The sequence below is a fragment of the Pseudomonas sp. MS01C9 genome (assembly GCF_058202755.1).
Genome location: NZ_CM177073.1, coordinates 3,453,895 through 3,475,535 on the forward strand (window position 1 = coordinate 3,453,895; position 21,641 = coordinate 3,475,535).

The window sequence follows — 21,641 nt, forward strand, 5'->3', positions numbered from 1 at the left end:
GGAGCTTTCGATGATTTCCATCCTGCGACGCACCCTGTTGGTCCTGCTGGCGGCCTTGCCGTTGATGGCCAATGCCGTGGCGGCGCCTTCGGCGCACGACATCATCCAGGACACCACGAACCGGTTGCTGGCCGACCTTTCGGCCAACAAGGAAAAATACAAGCAGGACCCTGGCGCCTTCTATGACGCGCTCAATGGCATCGTCGGTCCCGTGGTGGACGCCGACGGTATCTCCCGCAGCATCATGACCGTCAAGTACTCGCGCAAGGCGTCCCCGGAGCAGATGTCCCGCTTCCAGGAAAACTTCAAGCGCAGCCTGATGCAGTTCTATGGCAACGCGCTGCTCGAATACAACAACCAGGGCATCACCGTTTCGCCGGCCAAGGACGAAAGCGGCACCCGTACCAGCGTCGACATGCAGGTCAAGGGCAACAACGGTGCGATCTACCCGGTGTCCTATACGCTCGAGAAGCTGAACGGCGAGTGGAAGGTGCGTAACGTGATCATCAACGGCATCAATATCGGCAAGCTGTTCCGCGATCAGTTCGCCGACGCGATGCAGCGCAATGGCAACGACCTGGACAAGACCATCAACGGCTGGGCCGGTGAAGTCGCCAAGGCCAAGGAAGTGGCCGAAGAAGCCAAAGAGAAGCAGGAACAATGAACGAGACGGTGAGCGAGTCGGCCGTCCGTCTGGGCGAGGGTGGTGAATTGCTGCTCAGCGGCGTGCTGGATTACCGCACCGGCCCGGCCCTGCGCAAGCAGGGCCAGGCGCTGATCAAGTCCGCCAGCGCCACCGAACTGGTCTTCGACTGCTCGGCGGTGCACAAGTCCAGCAGCGTCGGGCTGTCCCTGCTGCTGTGCTTCATGCGGGACGCCCAGGCGGCCGGCAAGGCCTGGAGCATCCGTGGCATGCCCGATGACATGCGTGAGATCGCCCAGGTCAGCGAACTGACCGAGTTGCTGGTACATTCCTGAGACACACCCTGGAAACAAGCCCCCCGTCAGAGTCCGGCTTCGCGGGGTTCGCAGGCGCGGGGCTTTTTTTGTATGATGTGCGACCCGCGCGCACTGGGCGCCGATTGAGGTTGAGCATGCAGGCTTACGAAGTGAAGCACTTTCTTGAGGGAAAGCTGCCAGGTACGCAGGTGGAAGTGGAAGGCGAAGGCTGCAACTTCCAGTTGAACGTTATCAGCGATGAACTGGCGGCGTTGACCCCGGTGAAGCGCCAGCAGAGCATCTATGCCCATTTGAACCCATGGATCGCCGATGGCAGCATCCACGCGGTCACGATGAAATTTTTCAGCAGCGCGGCCTGGGCCGATCGCACCTGAGCCCACGGGCCTCGAGATTCTTCTTAATGGATAAACTGATTATTACCGGCGGCGTTCGTCTCGATGGCGAAATCCGTATTTCCGGGGCAAAGAACTCCGCCCTGCCGATCCTGGCCGCGACCCTGCTGTGCGATGGCCCGGTGACCGTGGCCAACCTGCCGCACCTGCACGACATCACCACGATGATCGAGCTGTTCGGCCGCATGGGCATCGAGCCTGTCATCGACGAGAAACTCAGCGTCGAGATCGATCCGCGCACCATCAAGACCCTGGTCGCCCCGTATGAGCTGGTCAAGACCATGCGGGCCTCGATCCTGGTGCTGGGCCCGATGGTCGCCCGCTTCGGCGAAGCCGAAGTCGCCCTGCCGGGTGGCTGCGCCATCGGCTCGCGTCCTGTGGACCTGCACATCCGTGGCCTGGAAGCCATGGGCGCGGTCATCGACGTCGAAGGCGGCTACATCAAGGCCAAGGCACCTGAAGGTGGCTTGCGCGGTGCGCACTTCTTCTTCGACACCGTCAGCGTGACCGGTACCGAGAACATCATGATGGCTGCCGCGCTGGCCCGTGGTCGCAGCGTGCTGCAAAACGCCGCCCGCGAGCCCGAAGTAGTGGACCTGGCGAACTTCCTGATCGCCATGGGCGCGAAGATCAGCGGTGCCGGCACCGATACCATCACCATCGATGGTGTCGAGCGCCTGCACTCGGCGACCTACAAAGTGATGCCGGACCGGATCGAAACCGGCACCTACCTGGTGGCCGCTGCGGTCACCGGTGGCCGCGTCAAGGTCAAGGACACTGATCCGACCATCCTCGAGGCCGTCCTTGAGAAGCTCAAGGAAGCCGGCGCCGAAGTCACTTGCGGCGAAGACTGGATCGAGGTGAACATGCACGGCAAGCGGCCCAGGGCTGTCAACGTGCGGACCGCTCCATACCCGGCGTTCCCGACCGACATGCAGGCGCAGTTCATCTCCCTCAACGCGATTGCCGAAGGCACGGGCGCGGTGATCGAGACGATCTTCGAGAACCGCTTCATGCACGTCTATGAGCTGCACCGCATGGGCGCCAAGATCCAGGTCGAAGGCAACACCGCCATCGTGACCGGCACCGAGAAACTCAAGGGTGCACCAGTGATGGCCACCGACCTGCGGGCCTCGGCCAGCCTGGTCATCTCGGCCCTGGTCGCCGAAGGCGATACCCTGATCGATCGCATCTACCACATCGACCGTGGCTACGAATGCATCGAAGAGAAGCTGCAGATGCTGGGCGCCAAGATCCGCCGCGTGCCGGGCTAATTGGAAAGTGACTGCGGGGCGATCAGGCAAGGCGAAAACAGGCGAGGAACGGCCGGGCGCGCGCCCGACTTGACTGGTTGTCAATGAGCATCCGAGCCTGTTTTCAACGCAGTATGATCGTCGCGCAGGCACTTTGCGTGGGCACAAGGATGTGTCCGTTGATTTCGTTTCAGGTCGAGGGTGTTTGCACCCTCGATGTGTGTCCGGCGCCGCTTGCGACCGGGCATGAGTACCTTGATAAGGACTGACGTTTCCATGTTGACCATCGCACTGTCCAAGGGCCGCATCCTTGACGACACCTTGCCGCTTCTGGCTGAAGCGGGCATCGTGCCGACCGAGAATCCGGACAAGAGCCGCAAGCTGATCATCCCCACGACCCAGGCCGACGTGCGCTTGCTGATCGTGCGTGCCACCGACGTGCCGACCTATGTGGAGCATGGCGCCGCCGACCTGGGGGTCGCCGGCAAGGACGTGCTGATGGAATACGGTGGCCAGGGCCTCTACGAACCCCTTGACCTGCGAATCGCCCGCTGCAAGCTGATGACCGCCGGCAAGGTCGGGGCACCAGAGCCCAAGGGGCGCCTGCGGGTGGCGACCAAGTTCGTCAACATTGCAAAGCGTTATTACGCCGAGCAGGGCCGTCAGGTCGATATCATCAAACTGTACGGTTCGATGGAACTGGCGCCGCTGATCGGTCTGGCGGACAAGATCATCGACGTGGTCGACACCGGCAACACCTTGCGGGCCAACGGCCTGGAGCCCCAGGATTTCATCGCGGACATCACCTCTCGGCTGATCGTCAACAAGGCATCGATGAAAATGCAGCACGCCCGTATCCAGGCCTTGATCGATACCCTGCGCAAGGCAGTGGAATCGCGACACCGCGGCTGATTCACCCGCGCGGCCTCGGTCGCGCCCGTCTATCCGCGTCATAGCCAATTTTCTCAGGTGCCCACGCGAATGGACTGGTAGCTTAGGGCGCCTGAGCATTTGCCATTTATGAGGCCCTCGCTATGACCGCTCCCACCTCGATTCGCCGACTCAACGCTGCCGACCCGGATTTTGCGCATCATCTGGATCATCTGCTGAGCTGGGAAAGTGTGTCTGACGACTCGGTCAATCAGCGGGTGCTGGATATCATCAAGGCCGTTCGCGAGCGTGGCGATGCTGCCCTGGTGGAATTCACCCAGGCATTCGATGGCCTGCAAGCGGCGTCCATGGCCGACCTGATCCTGCCGCGCGAGCGCCTGGAACTGGCCCTGACCCGCATCACCGTGCCCCAGCGCGAAGCCCTGGAAAAGGCTGCTTCCCGGGTGCGCAGCTATCACGAGCGGCAAAAACAGGACTCCTGGAGCTACACCGAGGCCGATGGTACGGTGCTGGGCCAGAAAGTCACGCCGCTGGACCGCGCCGGCCTGTACGTGCCGGGAGGCAAGGCGTCCTACCCGTCTTCGGTATTGATGAACGCCATTCCGGCCAAGGTCGCCGGCGTCGCCGAAGTGGTGATGGTCGTGCCGACCCCGCGGGGTGAAATCAATGAACTGGTGCTGGCCGCCGCCTGTATCGCCGGGGTGGACCGCGTGTTCACCATTGGCGGCGCCCAGGCCGTGGCCGCCCTGGCCTATGGCACCGAAAGCGTGCCGAGGGTCGACAAGGTGGTCGGGCCGGGCAACATCTACGTGGCCACCGCCAAGCGTCATGTGTTCGGCCAGGTCGGCATCGACATGATCGCCGGTCCTTCGGAGATCCTGGTGGTATGTGACGGCCAGACCGATCCGGACTGGATCGCCATGGACCTGTTCTCCCAGGCCGAGCACGATGAAGACGCCCAGGCGATCCTGGTCAGCCCGGATGCCGAATTCCTCGACAGGGTCGCCGCCAGCATCGACAAGCTACTGCCGACCATGGACCGCGCCGAGATCATCAACACGTCGATCAACGGCCGTGGTGCGCTGATCAAGGTCAGTGACATGGAGCAGGCCATCGAGGTCGCCAACCGCATCGCGCCGGAGCACCTTGAGCTGTCGGTCGCCGATCCGCAGGCCTGGCTGCCGCAGATCCGTCACGCCGGGGCGATCTTCATGGGACGCCACACCAGCGAGGCGCTGGGCGACTATTGCGCCGGTCCCAATCACGTATTGCCTACCTCCGGCACGGCGCGTTTCTCGTCGCCGCTGGGGGTGTACGACTTCCAGAAACGTTCGTCGATCATCTTCTGCTCCGAGCAGGGGGCGTCCGAACTGGGCAAGACCGCTTCCGTGCTGGCCCGTGGCGAATCCCTGAGCGCCCACGCTCGCAGTGCCGAATATCGCATCCTTGACGAGCCTTCCATTGACAGGCAGGGGAACTGAACATGAGTAAATTCTGGAGCCCGTTCGTCAAGGACCTGGTCCCCTACGTCCCGGGCGAGCAGCCGAAGCTGACCCGTCTGGTCAAGCTCAACACCAACGAAAACCCTTACGGCCCGTCGCCCAAGGCCCTGGCGGCGATGCAGTCCGAACTGAACGACAGCCTGCGCCTGTACCCGGATCCCAACAGCGACCTGCTCAAAGGCGCCGTGGCCCGATACTACGGCGTGCAGACCAACCAGGTATTCCTGGGCAACGGTTCGGACGAAGTGCTGGCGCACATTTTCCATGGCCTGCTGCAGCACGACCTGCCGCTGCTGTTCCCGGACATCAGCTACAGCTTCTACCCGGTGTATTGCGGGTTGTATGGCATCCGGTTCGAGGCCGTGCCTCTGGATGAGCAGTTCCGGATCGACCCGGCCGACTATGCCAGGCCGAATGGCGGGATCATCTTCCCCAACCCGAATGCGCCGACCGGCTGCCTGCTGGCGCTGGAGGCGGTCGAGGGGATTCTCCAGGCCAACCCGGGGTCGGTGGTGGTGGTCGACGAAGCCTATATCGATTTCGGCGGCCAGACGGCCATCAGCCTGGTGGGTCGTTACCCGAACCTGCTGGTCACCCAGACACTGTCCAAGTCTCGCTCGCTGGCCGGGCTGCGGGTGGGCCTGGCGGTGGGTCACCCTGACCTGATCGAAGCGCTGGAACGGATCAAGAACAGCTTCAACTCCTACCCCATCGATCGCCTGGCGAACGTCGGCGGCGCGGCGGCGTTCGACGACCGGGAGTACTTCGACCGGACCTGTCGGCTGGTCATCGAGCATCGGGAGTGGGTGGTGGCGCAACTGCAGGGCAAGGGGTTCGAAGTCCTGCCTTCGGCCGCCAACTTCATCTTCGCTCGCCACCCACGGCACGATGCGGCTGGGCTGGCGGCGAAACTGCGGGAACAGGGCGTGATCGTGCGGCACTTCAAGCAGGAACGCATTGCCCAGTTCCTGCGGATCAGCATCGGCACGCCGGAACAGAACCAGGCGCTGGTGGAAGCCCTCGGCGAACTCTGAAGCCTGGCGCTGAACCTGTGGGAGCGAACCTGTTCGCGATGACTCAGTCAGTCGACATCCATGCGACTGACTGTGCCCGGCGTCTTAATCGTGATGCGGCTCGCCGACGAAGGTCAGTGAGGTGAATACGCCTCGGGTGGCCACGTCCTTGTTGTCCTTGAGGGCCATTTCCATCTGCGCGGCGATCACATTCAACCCTTCATTGCGCACCACGACGTTGGCCCGGCCATCGGCATCGGTTTCAGCCGAGACGGTGTCCGGCGCGCTGCGATAGTCCCCCACCAGCTTCACGCCTGCCGCCGGCTTGCCGTCCAGCAGTACCTGGACCGGCAACGACTGGCCCGGCCCTACGGTCAGCGGGTCGACTTGCGGGCGAATCACGAACTTTATCTCGTCGAGCTTTGGCAGCCTGGCCCCGGGTTCGTAGATCGCCAGGCTGTATTTGAACGTGTGGGTCGACTCGATTGCCCCTGGCACCTTGCTGCGGCCTTCGTTGATCCACTTCTTGTCGGCGGTCTGGGACCACATGCCGTTATCCAGCGCCACTGCCAGCACGGCGGGCGGCTTGAGTGGTTGCAGGCGGGCGTGGTCCGGGAGGCGTTCCACGGTCACCGGAATCATCTTGCCGCCCAGGTCATAGGCCCAGGCACCGCTGACTTTCTGCGCCTTGAACGCATTATCTTCGGCACCGTGACCATAGATCACTTCGATGTTGCCACGCCGCTGTTCGGTCCACAGGCCATGGGCCGAGGCTTGAGTCGCCAGGAGCAAGCCGAGAAGGGCGACTGTCTTGGGGCATTTCATGGGTTTTTCCTTTTTATAGATCAAGGGTGAGATTGACGGTGAAATTGCGCGGGTCGCCGGGGGTGACCCAGTAATTGCTGTAGGAGCGTTCGTAGTATTTTTCGTCGAGGACGTTATTCAGGTTCAGGCCCAGGGTGACGTTGTCGCTGGCCTTGTAATGCGCCAGCAGGTCCACGGTGTGGTACGCCGGCAATTCGAAATCGCTGCCGGCCTGTCCGGAACGATCCCCAACGTAGGTCAGCGCCGCGCCGACATCCGAACCACGCAAGCGGCCGTCCTGGAATTCATATACCCCCAACAGACTGCCGCTGTGCTTGGCAACGCCCAGGATCCGGCTGCCCGTGGGAATGGCCTTGTCCCCCTGGGTCACTTGCGCATCGATGTAGGCGAAGGCGCCGATCACCCGTACGGCATCGGTCACCTGTCCGGTCACCTGCAGATCCAGCCCCTGGCTGCGGGCCTTGCCCATGGCCCGGTTGGTGTCGGTAGCCGGGTCCAGTGCGAGGACGTTTTCCTTCTCTATATGGAATGCCGCCAGGGTGCTGCTCAGGCGATCGTCGAAGAGCTCGCTCTTGATTCCGATTTCGTAGCCCACGCCTTCTTCCGGATCGAAGGACTTGCCGGTGGCATCCAGGCCGTTGTTGGGCTTGAACGAGGTGGATGCGTTGGCGAACAGCCCGACTTCGGGCGTCAGCTGATACAGCAGGCCGGCGCGTTGCGTCAGGGCCTCGTGACGTTGGCGGTCGGTGGCGTTGCGGGTGTGATCGTCGATGCTCTGTTCGAAGTGCTCGTAACGTACGCCCAGCATGCCTCGCAGCTTGTCGGTGAAGACGATCTGGTCCTGAAGGTTCAGCGCACGGCTTTGCACATGCTCGAAGAAGTCCGTGCCGGTACGCAGGCCGTCGGGTTTTGGCTGGCCGTAGATCGGCTGATAGATGTCGATGGGGTAGGGACCGCCAGTGATGGTGGTCACGCGCTCGTTCTTGCGGTAGTCCTCATATTCACTGCCGATCAACAGTTCGTGCTGCCAGGGACCGAGGTCGAACAGGCCGCGCAGTTCCAGCTGGGTGATGCTGTCATGCCAATCGTTGTCCCGCTCGCGGTAACGACGGTTGACAGTACGCCCGTCGGCGTTCAACGGGCGCGCTTCGGAGGCGAACCCCCAGAGTTCGCCCTGCTTGTAATGGCTGGCCAGGCGCAGTTGCCAGGCGTCGTTGAGCTGATGTTCGAGCGCGGCCTGGAGCATGTTGTTGTGGTTGTCGATGTCGCCATCGTCGGGTTCGCCCAGGAACGTGGAACGGGAAACTCCGCTCCAGCGGTTGTTCGGGGCGACGATGCCGCGGTCGAACGTCGAGCTGTGGCGCACGATTTCGCTTTCCAGCAACAGCCGCGTATCTGGGTTCAGCTGCCAGCTGATGGAAGGCGCGACGAAAACACGCTGGCTGTCGACGTGGTCGCGAAAGCTGTGGTTGTCTTCCACCGCCAGATTGACTCGCGACAACAGGTTGCCTTCGGCATCCAGGGGCGTGTTGACGTCCAGGGCCGTGCGGTAGCGATCCCAACTGCCGGCGCTTGTCTGAAGGGTGGTAAAGGCATCGGGCTGGGGTTTTTTGGTGACGATGTTCACCGTGCCACCCGGATCGCCTCGGCCGTACAGGCTGGCGGCCGGGCCTTTGAGCACCTCGATGCGTTCGATGTTGGCCGTATCCGGCGTGCTCGGATAGCCGCGGTTGGCGCTGAAGCCGTCCTTGTAGAATTCCGACGTCGTGAACCCGCGCACGCTGTACTCGTATAGCGTCAACCCGCCGAAATTGTTCTGTTTCGATACCCCACCAGCGAACTCCAGTGCCCGTTCAACCTCAGTGCTGCCCAGATCCTTGAGTACGCTGGCGGGGATCACACTGATCGATTGCGGGATATCCCTCAGGGCCGTGTCGGTCTTGGTCGCACTGGCAGAGCGGGTCGCTCGATAGCCGGCCACGGGCCCGGTGGGGGATTCGTAATCGGATCTCACGCTGATGGCGTCCAGTTCCAGCGGTTGCACTTCTTCGGCGAAGGCCGGGTCGCCCAGCAGACCCAGGGCCAGGCTGGCGAGGGAGAGCCGTTTCAAGGATGGCATGTTATATTGTTCCAAATTCATAATTGAAACAATATAACACTACTAATGAGAATTTCTGCTATCTGTATTTCAAGTGAAATCTGGAGAGGATCACAGTGGAAGTGCCGGTAGGATTTCTAGTGGCGAGGGGATTTATCCCCGTTCGGCTGCGCAGCAGCCGTAGACCAGCCGGTACGGTTCATCTGATGGACCGCGGTGTCTGATTGCGGGTTGCTGCGCAACCCGGCGGGATAAATCCCCTCGCCACAGGGTTGTGTCAGGCCAACGAGGATGCGCCCCTCAGTTACTGCTCTTCCTTGGGCACCACCGGTGCCGGTGGTGGCCGCAGGCCGATCTCGGCGGTGAGCTTGAGCTCCTTGCCGTTGCGCATCACCTGGATGGCGACTTTGTCGGTAGGCTTGATGCGTGCCACCTGGTTCATCGAGCGACGGCCATCGCCGGCCGGCTCGCCGTCGATACTCAGGATCACGTCGCCCAGTTGCAGGCCGGCCTTCTGCGCCGGTCCGTCGCGGAAGATTCCCGCCACCACGATGCCTGGCCGCCCGGACAGGCCGAAGGACTCGGCCAGCTCCTGGGTCAGCGGCTGTACTTCGATACCCAGCCAGCCGCGAATGACCTGGCCGTGTTCGATGATGGATTTCATCACCTCCATCGCCAGCTTCACCGGAATGGCGAAGCCGATGCCCTGGCTGCCGCCGGACTTGGAGAAGATCGCCGTATTGATCCCGGTGAGGTTGCCGTTGGCATCCACCAACGCGCCACCGGAGTTGCCGGGGTTGATCGCGGCATCGGTCTGGATGAAGTCTTCGTAGTTGTTGAGCCCCAACTGGTTGCGACCGGTGGCGCTGATGATGCCCATGGTCACGGTCTGGCCGACACCGAACGGGTTGCCGATGGCCAGGGCGACGTCGCCGATGCGGATGCTGTCCGAGCGGCCGATGGTGATGGCAGGCAGGTTCTTCAGGTCGATCTTCAACACCGCCAGGTCGGTTTCCGGGTCGCTGCCGATCACCCGTGCCAGGGTTTCACGGCCATCCTTCAGGGCGACCACGATCTGGTCGGCGCCGCTGGTGACGTGGTTGTTGGTCAGGATATAGCCTTCCGGACTCATGATCACGCCCGAACCCAGGCTCGACTCCATGCGCTTCTGCTTGGGCGAGTTGTCGCCGAAGAAACGCCGGAACTGCGGGTCTTCGAACAGCGGATGGCTGGGTTTGTTGACGACCTTGGTGGTATAGAGGTTGACCACGGCTGGCGCGGCGGTGGTCACGGCATCGGCATAGGACACCGGGCCCTGCTGCAGGGCCTTGGTTTGCGGCGCCTGCTGCAGGTTGACGTCAAGACTTGGCAGGCCGACCCATTCCGGGTAGCGCTGGATAATCAGTAGAGCGACAAGCACGCCAGCCAACAGCGGCCAGCCGGAAAAACGCAGCGCCTTGAGCATTAAGCACGTCCTACGAAGGTTGCGGGCGGGATAAGACCGCCCATAATGTCGCGCATTATACGAGGCCGCGCGTGCCTCTGAACGGGATATTTAGGAGTCTTTTCATGGCCGTAGCCCTGAGCACCCTGGTCGAAGAAGCGGACCGTTACCTGGCGAGCAGCCGGATCGCCGATTATTGCCCCAATGGCCTGCAGGTCGAAGGCGCGCCCCAGGTGATGCGCATCGTCAGCGGTGTCACCGCCAGCCAGGCCCTGCTGGATGCCGCGGTGCAAGCCGAGGCCGACCTGGTGCTGGTCCACCACGGTTACTTCTGGAAGGGCGAAAACCCTTGCGTCACCGGGATGAAGCAGCGGCGGCTCAAGACCTTGCTCAAGCACGACATCAGCTTGCTGGCCTATCATCTGCCGCTGGACCTGCACCCCGACGTTGGCAACAACGTGCAATTGGCCCGTCAGTTGGACATCACCGTCGAAGGACCACTGGACCCGGATAATCCCAAGGTCGTCGGGCTGGTGGGTTCCTTGTCCGAACCCATGACGGCTCGTGATTTCGCGCGCAAGGTCCAGGAAGTCATGGGGCGCGAGCCGTTGCTGATCGAAGGCGAGCAGATGATCCGCCGGGTCGGCTGGTGCACCGGAGGCGGCCAGGGCTATATCGACCAGGCGGTGTTGGCCGGGGTCGACCTGTACCTCAGCGGCGAAGCGTCCGAGCAGACGTTCCACAGCGCCCGGGAAAACGGCATCAGCTTCATCGCCGCCGGGCACCACGCGACCGAGCGCTACGGCGTCCAGGCCTTGGGTGATTACCTGGCACGCCGGTTTGCCCTGGAGCACATCTTCATCGACTGCCCGAATCCCATTTGACTGCTTATAACCACGGTGGGAGCGAGCTTGCTCGCGATAGCGGCGGATCAGCCAGCATTAATGCGTCTGAACACACGCTATCGCGAGCAGGCTCGCTCCCACAAAGAGCCATAGCGGCCGAACCACCAGGCATATCCATATGCTGTTTCGATCTAGTTGGCGCCCTGATTAGAAGAGGTCGCTGTGCTAGGATTCCTCGCTCGAACACGGCCCGCTGGCCGTTCATAAGAAAGTTTTCGTGAGTAGCCATGGTCGACAAACTGACGCATCTGAAACAGCTGGAGGCGGAAAGCATCCACATCATCCGCGAGGTGGCCGCCGAGTTCGATAACCCGGTGATGCTGTACTCCATCGGTAAAGATTCCGCCGTGATGCTGCACCTGGCACGCAAGGCGTTTTTTCCCGGCAAGCTGCCGTTTCCGGTGATGCACGTCGACACCCGCTGGAAATTCCAGGAAATGTACAAGTTCCGCGACCGCATGGTCGAAGAGCTGGGCCTGGAGCTGATCACTCATGTGAACCCGGATGGCGTGGCGCAGGGCATCAACCCGTTCACCCACGGCAGTGCCAAGCACACCGACATCATGAAGACCCAGGGCCTGAAGCAGGCGTTGGACAAGTATGGTTTCGACGCCGCGTTCGGCGGTGCCCGTCGCGACGAAGAAAAGTCCCGCGCCAAGGAGCGCGTGTACTCGTTCCGCGACAGCAAGCATCGCTGGGACCCGAAGAACCAGCGTCCCGAGCTGTGGAACGTCTACAACGGCAAGGTCAACAAGGGCGAATCGATCCGCGTGTTCCCCCTGTCGAACTGGACCGAACTGGACATCTGGCAGTACATCTACCTCGAAGGCATCCCGATCGTGCCGCTGTACTTCGCCGCCGAGCGCGAAGTGATCGAGAAGAACGGCACGCTGATCATGATCGACGACGAGCGCATCCTCGAGCACCTGTCCGAGGAAGAAAAGGCCCGCATCGTCAAGAAGAAAGTGCGTTTCCGTACCCTTGGCTGCTACCCGTTGACGGGCGCGGTGGAGTCCGAGGCCGAGAGCCTGACGGACATCATTCAGGAAATGCTCCTGACGCGAACTTCCGAGCGCCAGGGCCGGGTCATCGACCACGATGGCGCAGGCTCGATGGAAGACAAGAAACGTCAGGGTTATTTCTAAGGGGTTGTCATGTCGCACCAATCTGATTTGATCAGCGAGGACATCCTCGCCTACCTGGGCCAGCACGAGCGCAAGGAACTGCTGCGTTTCCTGACCTGCGGCAACGTCGACGACGGCAAGAGCACCCTGATCGGGCGCCTGCTGCACGACTCCAAGATGATCTACGAGGATCACCTGGAAGCCATCACCCGCGATTCGAAGAAAGTCGGCACCACCGGTGACGATATCGACCTGGCACTGCTGGTCGATGGCCTGCAGGCCGAGCGCGAGCAAGGCATCACCATCGATGTCGCGTACCGCTATTTCTCCACCGCCAAGCGCAAGTTCATCATCGCCGACACTCCCGGCCATGAGCAGTACACCCGCAACATGGCCACCGGTGCTTCCACCTGTGACCTGGCGATCATCCTGGTGGACGCCCGCTACGGCGTGCAGACCCAGACCCGTCGCCACAGCTTCATCGCCTCGCTGCTGGGCATCAAGCACATCGTCGTGGCCATCAACAAGATGGACCTCAAGGACTTCGACCAGGGTGTGTTCGAGTCGATCAAGGCCGACTACCTGAAGTTCGCCGAGGGCTTGAAGATGAAGCCCACCACCTTGCATTTCGTGCCCATGTCCGCCCTCAAGGGCGATAACGTGGTGAACAAGTCCGAGCGCTCGCCGTGGTACACCGGCCAGTCGCTGATGGAGATCCTCGAAACCGTGGAAGTGGCGGGCGACCGCAACTTCACCGACCTGCGTTTCCCGGTGCAGTACGTCAACCGTCCGAACCTGAACTTCCGCGGTTTCGCCGGCACCCTGGCCAGCGGCATCGTGCACAAGGGCGACGAAGTGGTGGTACTGCCATCGGGCAAGAGCAGCCGCGTGAAATCCATCGTCACCTTCGAGGGCGAGCTGGAACACGCCGGCCCCGGCCAGGCCGTGACGCTGACCATGGAAGACGAGATCGACATCTCCCGTGGCGACCTGCTGGTGCATGCCGACAACGTTCCGCCGGTCACCGACAGCTTCGAAGCGATGCTGGTATGGATGGCCGAGGAGCCGATGCTGCCCGGCAAGAAATACGACATCAAGCGCGCCACCAGTTATGTGCCTGGCTCGATTGCCAGCATCGTCAACCGGGTCGATGTGAATACCCTGGAAGAAGGGCCGGCCAGTGCCTTGCAGCTCAACGAAATCGGCAAGGTGAAAATCGCGCTGGACGCGCCGATCGCCCTGGACGGCTACGAGAGCAACCGCACCACTGGCGCGTTCATCGTCATCGATCGTTTGACCAATGGCACGGTCGGTGCCGGCATGATCGTCGCCCAGCCGCTGACCCACGGCAGCAGCACGCACCACGGCAAGCTGGCCCATGTGTCGGTGGAAGAGCGCACCCAACGCTTCGGCCAGCAACCGGCCACGGTGCTGTTCAGCGGCCTGTCCGGCGCTGGCAAGAGCACCCTGGCCTATGCGGTGGAGCGCAAGTTGTTCGACATGGGGCGTGCGGTGTTCGTGCTCGATGGCCAGAACCTGCGTCATGACCTGAACAAGGGCCTGCCACAGGACCGTGCCGGGCGCACCGAGAACTGGCGCCGTGCGGCCCACGTCGCCCGGCAGTTCAACGAAGCCGGCCTGTTGACCCTCGCCGCGTTCGTTGCGCCGAGTGCCGAAGGGCGTGAGCAGGCCAAGGACCTGATCGGGCGTGATCGTCTGCTGACGGTCTATGTCCAGGCTTCGCCGACAGTGTGTGCCCAGCGTGATCCGCAGGGGCTGTACGCCGCCGCTGGCGACAATATTCCCGGCGAGTCCTTCCCGTATGACGTGCCGCTGGATGCCGACCTGGTGATCGACACCCAGGCGCTGACCCTGGAAGAGGGTGTCAAGCAGGTGCTGGATCTGCTGCGCAAGCGTGGGGCGATCTAAGGCAAGTCGCTGTGAGCTTCTAGCTTCAAGCGGCAAGCAAAGGCCCGCAGATGAGTGATCATCTGCGGGCCTTTTTATTGTCGAAGGACGCTATCGCGAGCAAGCTCGCTCCCACAGGGGGGAGCAGCGGACACAGTACCGGAACTCATCCCACATCACCTGTGGAGCGAGCTTGCTCGCGATGAGGCCCGTACCGACACCTCAAGACTTGCCGGGATACTCGTGGTGCATCTGTTCGAGCAACGCGTCCTTGTCCTGCCACAGCTGGTTGATCCAGCCCTGGAACTCCAGGCGATAGGCACCGTCCTGGTCGTAGCTCTTGCCGATGAATTGCGGCGGTAGCTTCAGCTCCTGGAAATGCACCACCACTTCCCCAACCTTGCCGCACAGCAGGTCCCAGAATCCCGGGCGACCGCCGGGGTAGTGAATGGTTACGTTGATGATCGATTCCAGTTGCTCGCCCATGGCGTCGAGCACGAATGCAATGCCTCCGGCCTTGGGTTTGAGCAGGTAGCGAAACGGTGACTGTTGCTGGGCATGCTTGCCTTCGGTGAAGCGCGTGCCTTCGACGAAGTTGAAAATGCCCACGGGGTTGTTGCGAAACTTCGCGCAAGTCTTGCGAGTGGTTTCCAGGTCCTTGCCTTTCTTTTCCGGATGCTTCTCCAGGTACGCCTTGGAGTAGCGCTTCATGAAGGGAAAGCCCAGGGCCCACCAGGCCAGGCCGATCACCGGCACCCAGATCAGCTCCTGCTTGAGAAAGAACTTCAACGGGCGGATCCGCCGGTTCAGCACGTATTGCAGCACCATGATGTCGACCCAGCTCTGGTGATTGCTGGTGATCAGGTAGGAATGCTGGTAGTCCAGGCCTTCCAGGCCGCTGAGGTGCCAGCGGGTACGGCGCAGCAGGTTCATCCAGCCCTTGTTGTTGCTGATCCAGGCCTCGTGGATATGGCTCATCAGCCAGTCGGTAAGGCGCTGGGCGGCGGGGAAGGGCAACAGCAACTTGAAGATCGCCACGATGAACAGCGGCGTGCAGCACACGACGGTGTTCAGGGCCAACAGCAGTGAAGCGATGACGCCCCGCAAGGGGGCGGGCAGAAAGTCCAGCATTTAGATATCCATGGGTCGGTTGGCGGCCTGGATGGCGGTCAGGGCGATGGTGTACACGATGTCATCGACCTGGGCGCCGCGAGGCAAGTCGTTCACCGGTTTGCGCAGGCCTTGCAGCATGGGGCCGAGGCTGACGCAGTCGGCGCTGCGCTGCACGGCCTTGTGGGTGGTGTTGCCGGTGTTGAGGTCTGGGAAGATGAACACCGTCGCACGGCCGGCCACCTGGCTGTTGGGCGCCAGTTGCCGCGCCACGGCTTCGTTGGCGGCGGCGTCGTACTGCAACGGTCCGTCGATCAGCAAGCCATGCTGCGCCTCATGGGCCAGCAACGTGGCTTCGCGGACCTTCTCCACTTCCTCGCCGCTGGCCGACTCGCCGCTGGAATAGCTGAGCATCGCCACCCGCGGGGTGATGCCGAACGCGGCGGCCGAATCGGCGCTTTGCAAGGCAATCTCCGCCAGCTCCGCCGCACTGGGGTGCGGGTTCATCACGCAGTCGCCATAGACCAGCACTTCTTCGGGAAACAGCATGAAGAACACCGAGGACACCAGAGAGCAGCCGGGCGCAGTCTTGATCAACTGCAAGGCCGGGCGGATGGTATTGGCGGTGGAATGGATCACGCCGGAAACCAGCCCGTCCACTTCATCCAGAGCCAGCATCATGGTGCCGATCACCACGGTGTCTTCCAACTGCTGCTCGGCCATCGGTGCGTTCAGGCTCTTGCTCTTGCGCAGGCTGACCATCGGTTCGACGTAGCGCTCGCGAATCGCGTCCGGATCAAGAATCTCCAGCCCCGGCGGCAGTTCGATGCCCTGGGCACGGGCTACCGCCTCGACGTCGGCCGGCTTGGCCAGCAGCACGCAACGGGCGATGCCCCGGGCCTGGCAAATGGCGGCGGCCTGTACGGTCAGCGGCTCGCTGCCTTCCGGCAGCACGATGCGCTTGTTGGCGGCCTGGGCGCGCTGGATCAGTTGGTAGCGGAACACGGCGGGGGACAGGCGCATTTCCCGTGGCGTGCCACAGCGCTGGTGCAGCCACTGGGCATCCAGGTGGCTGGCGACGAAATCGGTGATGATTTCCGCGCGTTCGCGGTCATCGATCGGGATTTCCTTGTTCAGGCTGTTGAGCAGGTTGGCGGTGTCATAGGAGCCGGTACTGACCGACAGCACCGGCAGGCCGGCCTGCAAGGCGCCTCGGCACAGGTCCATGATGCGCGGGTCTGGCAGGGTGTCGCTGGTCAGCAGCAGGCCGGCCAGGGGCACGCCGTTGATAGCCGCCAGGCTCACGGCCAGGATGATGTCGTCGCGATCGCCGGGAGTCACCACCAGTACGCCGGGCTTGAGCAATTCCACCGTGTTGCGCATGGTGCGGGCGCAAATGATGATGTTGCTCATGCGCCGGGTTTCGTAGTCGCCGGCGTTGAGCACCTGCGCGCCCATCAGGTCGGCCACGTCGCGGGTGCGCGGGGCGTTGAGTTCCGGCCGGAACGGAATGCAGCCCAGCAGGCGGAAGTCGCCGCTGCGCAGCAAGGGCGAATGTTCCTTCAGGCGCGCGGAAAACGCCTCGATGCTTTCATCGGTGCGGACCTTGTTCAGGATCACCCCGAGGACCTTCGGATCCTTGGGGCCGCCGAACAGCTGTGCCTGCAACTCCACCCGCCCGGAAAGCTCGGTCAGTACTTCGTTCTCCGGGGCCGACACCAGGATAACCTCGGCGTCCAGGCTCTTGGCCAGGTGCAGGTTGACCCGGGCGGCGTAACTGGCGCTGCGGGTCGGGACCATGCCTTCCACCACCAGGACGTCCTTGCCGATCGCGGCCTGCTGGTAAAGGGTGATGATCTCTTCCAGCAGTTCGTCGAGCTGGCCGTCGCCGAGCATCCGTTCGACATGGGCCAGGCCCAGGGGCTGGGGCGGCTTGAGACCGTGAGTGCGGGCCACCAGTTCGGTGGAGCGTTCCGGTCCGGTGTCGCCGGGGTGAGGCTGGGCAATGGGTTTGAAAAAGCCGACTTTCAGCCCGGCCCGTTCAAGGGTACGCACCAGCCCGAGGCTGATGGAGGTCAGACCCACACCAAAGTCGGTGGGCGCGATAAAAAAAGTTTGCATGCGGATTCTCTAAGGGTGCATGGCAAGGGCGCGGTCTGTGTCTACCGTCGAATTCAGTCGCCAAGGTTATCGCTAACGGGGGCCTGCGCGCACCAGCCGCAATCAAAGGGCTGGCCTATTTTTTCAATACGTTGCGCGGCGTCCAGGACCCAGGCCCGGGCCTGCCACGGTGGCTGGTGACGCAGATGCTGGGTGTGCCCGCAGGACAGCTCGACTACCCAGTGCCCATCCTCGTCCTGATGGAAACCGGTGACCGTCGGTCTGTTCGAACGAGCCCGTTTGTCCGGGTTCCGTTCGCTTTCGGGCAAATCCTTGTTTAGACTTGTCCGTTCTTCATTCTTATGCAAAAGGTCTCGCCCCATGCTGATCGCCGCCAATAAGGCTGTCTCCATCGACTATACCCTGACCAACGACGCTGGTGAGGTCATCGACAGCTCTGCCGGCGGCGCTCCGCTGGTCTACCTGCATGGTGCAGGCAATATCATCCCGGGCCTGGAAAAAGCCCTGGAAGGCAAAACCACCGGTGACGAGCTGAACGTTGCCGTTGAACCAGAAGACGCCTATGGCGAGTACTCCGCCGAGCTGGTCAGCACCCTGAGCCGCAGCATGTTCGAAGGTGTGGACGAGCTGGAAGTGGGCATGCAGTTCCACGCATCGGCGCCCGATGGCCAGATGCAGATCGTCACCATTCGTGACCTGGAAGGCGACGACGTCACTGTTGACGGCAACCATCCACTGGCCGGCCAGCGCTTGAACTTCAAGGTCAAGATCGTTGACATCCGTGACGCCAGCCGGGAAGAAATCGCCCATGGTCACGTCCATGGCGAAGGCGGCCATCACCACTGATTTCTGCGCTACGCTCAAATGAAACGAAAAAGGCGCCCCGTGGCGCCTTTTTTGTCGGTAGCATCGTCCATGGCTGTTTCGAAAGATCGGTAAACCTGGAGTTCGTCATGAGTGCTTTCCACGACCTTAAACTCAAAGCCCTGGATGGTCAGGAGCTGGCGCTGGCACCCTTCAAGGGGCATGTCGTGCTGGTGGTCAACGTCGCCTCCAAATGTGGCCTGACGCCTCAGTACGCGGCGCTGGAGAATCTCTACCAGCAATACAAGGACAAGGGGTTCAGTGTGCTGGGCCTGCCGTGCAATCAGTTCGCCGGGCAAGAACCGGGGACCGAGCAGGAAATCCAGGCATTCTGCAGCCTCAACTATGGCGTGACCTTCCCGCTGTCCAGCAAGCTGGACGTGAACGGTCCCGACCGCCACCAGTTGTACCGCCTGTTGGCCGGCGAGGGGGCGGAGTTTCCCGGCGACATCACCTGGAATTTCGAGAAGTTCCTGCTGGGCAAGGACGGTCGCGTGCTGGCGCGTTTCTCGCCACGCACCGCACCGGATGATCCCACGGTGATCCAGGCCATCGAAAAAGCCCTGGGTTGAAGCCAGGCACGACAACATTGTGGCGAGGGGAGAAATCCCTCGCCACAGATTTCGCCCCCCGGCTGCGGATCGGTTCATTCACCCGACCGCGATTCTCTCGGCTCGCTTTTGATCCTTAATCATTCCAATCAATAGTGCTACCCGAGCCTCCCCGGGCCACATATTATCGCCGTCATATTGATCAGCGATCCCATGCCCGTGGAGTGCCCCATGTCTGTAAAAGCCCTGTTCAAACCTTTCCAGCTCGGCGCGTTCGAACTGCCGACCCGGGTGGTGATGGCGCCGATGACCCGTTCCTTTTCGCCGGGTGGCGTGCCCAATGCCAAGGTGGTGGAGTACTACCGTCGTCGCGCGGCGGCCGGGGTCGGCCTGATCGTCACCGAGGGCACCACGGTCGGACACAAGGCCTCCAACGGTTATCCGAACGTGCCGCACTTCTACGGCGAAGCTGCGCTGGCAGGCTGGAAGCAGGTGGTCGATGCGGTTCACGCCGAGGGTGGCAAGATCGTTCCGCAGTTGTGGCATGTCGGCAATGTGCGCCGCCTCGGCACCGAGCCGGATGCCAGCGTGCCGGGCTATGGCCCGTCGGAGAAGCTCAAGGACGGCCAGGTAGTGGTGCACGGCATGACCCAGGCGGATATCGATGAGGTCATCGCGGCCTTTGCCCAGGCGGCCAAGGACGCCCAGCTCATCGGCATGGACGGTGTGGAGATTCACGGTGCCCACGGTTACCTGATCGATCAATTCTTCTGGGAAGGCAGCAACCAGCGTACCGACGGCTACGGCGGCAGCCTGGCCAATCGTTCGCGTTTCGCCATCGAGTTGATCCGTGCCGTGCGTGCGGCAGTGGGCGAGGGCTTCCCCATCATTTTCCGTTTCTCCCAATGGAAGCAGCAGGACTACACGGCACGCCTAGTGCAGACTCCCGAGGCCCTGGGCGAATTCCTCAAGCCGTTGGCCGAAGCCGGCGTGGATATTTTCCACTGCTCGACGCGGCGCTTCTGGGAACCGGAATTCGAAGGCTCGGAACTGAACCTGGCGGGCTGGACCCGCAAGCTGACCGGCAAGCCGACCATCACCGTTGGCAGCGTCGGCCTGGATGGCGAGTTCCTGCAGTTCATGGTCAATACCGACAAGGTCGCCCAACCCGCCAGCCTGGAAAAACTCCTGGAGCGGCTGAACAACGATGAGTTCGACCTGGTGGCGGTGGGCCGTGCACTGCTGGTGGATCCGGACTGGGCGCAGAAAGTCCGTGAAGGGCGTGAGCAGGAGATCCTGCCGTTCAGCCGAGAGGCGCTGATGACTTTGGTTTAAGCGGCGTCCTGACTGACGCTGTCGCGAGCAAGCCTGTTCCCCCATGGATCCTTGGCGGACGCCTATCGGTGTCCGGCCAGAATCCACTTGTGGGGGCGAGCTTGCTCACGATAGCGGCCTGAAAATCACCGAACAGTCAGCGCACAGTGGGCGCAACAGGCATTACCTGCTCACCCACGCAAGCCCCTCGCAACTGCGCTTCAAATTGCTCGATCACCGCCGCCCAGCCCTGGCGACTGGCATGCTGGCGCGCATTGAGCCGCACGCAACGCAAGGTCTCGCGCTCCTCCAGCAGCCAACGGGCGGCATCGCAGAATGCCTCTTCATCCCCCGGCATGGCCAGCACGCCGTTATAGCCATGGCGGATATGCTGTGCCGCCGCGGCCTGATCGTAGGCCACCACACCCAGCCCGGACGCCAGGGCTTCCAGCACGACGTTGCCGAAGGTTTCGGTCAGGCTTGGAAAGACGAACACATCCCCGGACGCATAGTGGCTGGCCAGCGCCTCGCCACGCTGGGCGCCACAAAAGACCGCTTCGGGCAGGTCCTGCTCCAGTGCCGAGCGCTGCGGGCCATCACCGATCACCACCAGTTTGAGCCGTCGCTCCGGAAAAGCGCTGCACAGCGTGTCGAAACTGCGCTTGAGCAGCCCGAGGTTCTTCTCCGGCGCCAGGCGCCCCACATGGATCACCGCAATGTCGTGCTCACCCAGGCCCCAGGCCTCGCGCAGGGAGGCCGAGCGCTTGATGGGATGAAACAGCTGGCTGTCCACGCCACGGGACAGCAACGCCACCCGTTCGAAATGGCGACGCTCCAGTTCCAGCCGCTGACTCAGGCTCGGCACCAGGGTCACGGCGGAGCGGTTATGGAACCAGCGCAGATAATGAGTCAGCGCGCGGCTCAGCAGCCCGAGGCCGTACTGCTGGGTGTACTGCTGGAAGTTGGTATGGAACCCACTGACCACCGCGATGCCCAGGCGCCGCGCCGCCCGCAACGCCGACAGGCCCAGCGGCCCTTCGGTGGCGATATAGAGCACGTCCGGCCGATGGCGCTTCCACCGGCGCAGCAGCTTGTGCATGGACACCTGGCCCCATTGCAGCCCTGGGTAGCCCGGTAATGGCCAGCCCCGACACAGCAACAGATGTTCGTCACCGGCCTGGCGCGGGTCGCCCCCCTGGCGCGGACGTACCAGTTCGACCCGATGCCCGCGGGCACGCAAGCCGTCGTGCAGACGGCCCAGGGTGTTGGCCACGCCATTGATTTCCGGCGGGAAGGTTTCGGTGATGAGGGTAACGTGCAGAGGTGTGGTCATGACCCCAGTGTCGACCGGGGTCATTTCGTCATT

General features: G+C 62.5%; 20 protein-coding genes. 13 read left to right on the forward strand and 7 right to left on the reverse strand.

Annotated features, from left to right (window positions below):
• The first annotated feature begins 10 nt into the window (after positions 1–10).
• The 7 genes from AC1M7R_RS15650 to hisC all read left to right on the forward strand — a co-directional run bounded on the left by AC1M7R_RS15650 (position 11) and on the right by hisC (position 6,032).
• Positions 11–664, forward strand: coding sequence for an MlaC/ttg2D family ABC transporter substrate-binding protein (locus AC1M7R_RS15650; protein WP_072388367.1), 654 nt, complete (start codon positions 11–13; stop codon positions 662–664).
• An 8-nt stretch (positions 665–672) separates the two neighbouring features.
• Entirely contained in the window at positions 673–978 is a 306-nt protein-coding gene (locus tag AC1M7R_RS15655) for an STAS domain-containing protein (RefSeq protein ID WP_072388751.1), read from the forward strand.
• 116 nt (positions 979–1,094) lie between these two features.
• Positions 1,095–1,334 (forward strand): BolA family protein, encoded by a 240-nt coding sequence (locus tag AC1M7R_RS15660; RefSeq protein WP_072388365.1) that lies wholly within the window; start codon positions 1,095–1,097, stop codon positions 1,332–1,334.
• A 26-nt stretch (positions 1,335–1,360) separates the two neighbouring features.
• The gene (gene murA, locus AC1M7R_RS15665; protein WP_076405551.1) at positions 1,361–2,626 is read left to right on the forward strand and encodes a UDP-N-acetylglucosamine 1-carboxyvinyltransferase; all 1,266 of its coding nucleotides are present in this window, start codon (positions 1,361–1,363) and stop codon (positions 2,624–2,626) included.
• Between the two features lie 255 nt (positions 2,627–2,881).
• The gene (gene hisG / locus AC1M7R_RS15670) at positions 2,882–3,517 is read left to right on the forward strand and encodes an ATP phosphoribosyltransferase (protein ID WP_047228656.1); all 636 of its coding nucleotides are present in this window, start codon (positions 2,882–2,884) and stop codon (positions 3,515–3,517) included.
• Between the two features lie 122 nt (positions 3,518–3,639).
• Entirely contained in the window at positions 3,640–4,977 is a 1,338-nt protein-coding gene (gene hisD, locus AC1M7R_RS15675) for a histidinol dehydrogenase (RefSeq protein ID WP_072430768.1), read from the forward strand.
• Positions 4,978–4,979: 2 nt separating this feature from the next.
• Positions 4,980–6,032 (forward strand): histidinol-phosphate transaminase, encoded by a 1,053-nt coding sequence (gene hisC, locus AC1M7R_RS15680; RefSeq protein WP_072388357.1) that lies wholly within the window; start codon positions 4,980–4,982, stop codon positions 6,030–6,032.
• 84 nt (positions 6,033–6,116) lie between these two features.
• Here the strand turns inward: hisC and AC1M7R_RS15685 are convergent, their stop codons facing one another.
• The 3 genes from AC1M7R_RS15685 to algW all read right to left on the reverse strand — a co-directional run bounded on the left by AC1M7R_RS15685 (position 6,117) and on the right by algW (position 10,399).
• The gene (locus AC1M7R_RS15685; RefSeq protein WP_072388354.1) at positions 6,117–6,836 is read right to left on the reverse strand and encodes a DUF4198 domain-containing protein; all 720 of its coding nucleotides are present in this window, start codon (positions 6,834–6,836) and stop codon (positions 6,117–6,119) included.
• Positions 6,837–6,849: 13 nt separating this feature from the next.
• Positions 6,850–8,955, reverse strand: a complete 2,106-nt coding sequence (locus AC1M7R_RS15690; RefSeq protein ID WP_490609737.1) for a TonB-dependent siderophore receptor — start codon at positions 8,953–8,955, stop codon at positions 6,850–6,852.
• A 283-nt stretch (positions 8,956–9,238) separates the two neighbouring features.
• The gene (gene algW / locus AC1M7R_RS15695) at positions 9,239–10,399 is read right to left on the reverse strand and encodes a Do family serine endopeptidase AlgW (protein ID WP_072388350.1); all 1,161 of its coding nucleotides are present in this window, start codon (positions 10,397–10,399) and stop codon (positions 9,239–9,241) included.
• A 104-nt stretch (positions 10,400–10,503) separates the two neighbouring features.
• Here algW and AC1M7R_RS15700 point away from each other — a divergent pair, with 104 nt between their 5' ends.
• From AC1M7R_RS15700 to cysN, 3 genes are all read left to right on the forward strand, one after another.
• Positions 10,504–11,262, forward strand: coding sequence for a Nif3-like dinuclear metal center hexameric protein (locus AC1M7R_RS15700; protein ID WP_072430770.1), 759 nt, complete (start codon positions 10,504–10,506; stop codon positions 11,260–11,262).
• A 248-nt stretch (positions 11,263–11,510) separates the two neighbouring features.
• A complete protein-coding gene (gene cysD / locus AC1M7R_RS15705; protein WP_072388346.1) occupies positions 11,511–12,428 on the forward strand; it encodes a sulfate adenylyltransferase subunit CysD in 918 nt (305 codons plus the stop codon).
• Positions 12,429–12,437: 9 nt separating this feature from the next.
• Positions 12,438–14,336, forward strand: coding sequence for a sulfate adenylyltransferase subunit CysN (gene cysN / locus AC1M7R_RS15710; protein WP_072388344.1), 1,899 nt, complete (start codon positions 12,438–12,440; stop codon positions 14,334–14,336).
• 201 nt (positions 14,337–14,537) lie between these two features.
• On the opposite strand, the gene yihG is transcribed toward cysN, so the two are convergent.
• Genes yihG through AC1M7R_RS15725 form a run of 3 tightly spaced genes read right to left on the reverse strand, consistent with a single transcriptional unit; the run spans position 14,538 to position 17,938 of the window.
• A complete protein-coding gene (gene yihG, locus AC1M7R_RS15715; protein ID WP_072430771.1) occupies positions 14,538–15,446 on the reverse strand; it encodes a 1-acylglycerol-3-phosphate O-acyltransferase, YihG family in 909 nt (302 codons plus the stop codon).
• Complete coding sequence (gene pta, locus AC1M7R_RS15720; RefSeq protein WP_072388339.1) at positions 15,447–17,546, reverse strand: phosphate acetyltransferase; 2,100 nt, start codon at positions 17,544–17,546, stop codon at positions 15,447–15,449.
• A gap of 53 nt (positions 17,547–17,599) precedes the next feature.
• Complete coding sequence (locus AC1M7R_RS15725; RefSeq protein ID WP_072388749.1) at positions 17,600–17,938, reverse strand: DUF3565 domain-containing protein; 339 nt, start codon at positions 17,936–17,938, stop codon at positions 17,600–17,602.
• On the opposite strand from AC1M7R_RS15725, the gene AC1M7R_RS15730 reads away from it, so the two are divergent.
• From AC1M7R_RS15730 to AC1M7R_RS15740, 3 genes are all read left to right on the forward strand, one after another.
• Positions 17,907–18,392 carry an FKBP-type peptidyl-prolyl cis-trans isomerase gene (locus AC1M7R_RS15730; protein ID WP_490609738.1) on the forward strand — a complete coding sequence of 162 codons (486 nt, stop codon included), beginning with the start codon at positions 17,907–17,909 and terminating at the stop codon, positions 18,390–18,392. The two genes, AC1M7R_RS15725 and AC1M7R_RS15730, sit on opposite strands and share 32 nt — an antisense overlap.
• A gap of 107 nt (positions 18,393–18,499) precedes the next feature.
• Positions 18,500–18,982, forward strand: coding sequence for a glutathione peroxidase (locus AC1M7R_RS15735; RefSeq protein ID WP_072388335.1), 483 nt, complete (start codon positions 18,500–18,502; stop codon positions 18,980–18,982).
• Positions 18,983–19,192: 210 nt separating this feature from the next.
• Positions 19,193–20,296: an NADH:flavin oxidoreductase gene (locus AC1M7R_RS15740; RefSeq protein WP_490609739.1), complete on the forward strand. Its 1,104-nt coding sequence runs from the start codon at positions 19,193–19,195 to the stop codon at positions 20,294–20,296.
• A gap of 136 nt (positions 20,297–20,432) precedes the next feature.
• Here AC1M7R_RS15740 and AC1M7R_RS15745 read toward each other — a convergent pair whose 3' ends face one another.
• Positions 20,433–21,632, reverse strand: a complete 1,200-nt coding sequence (locus tag AC1M7R_RS15745; protein WP_341965067.1) for a glycosyltransferase family 4 protein — start codon at positions 21,630–21,632, stop codon at positions 20,433–20,435.
• Between the last annotated feature and the right edge of the window lie 9 nt (positions 21,633–21,641).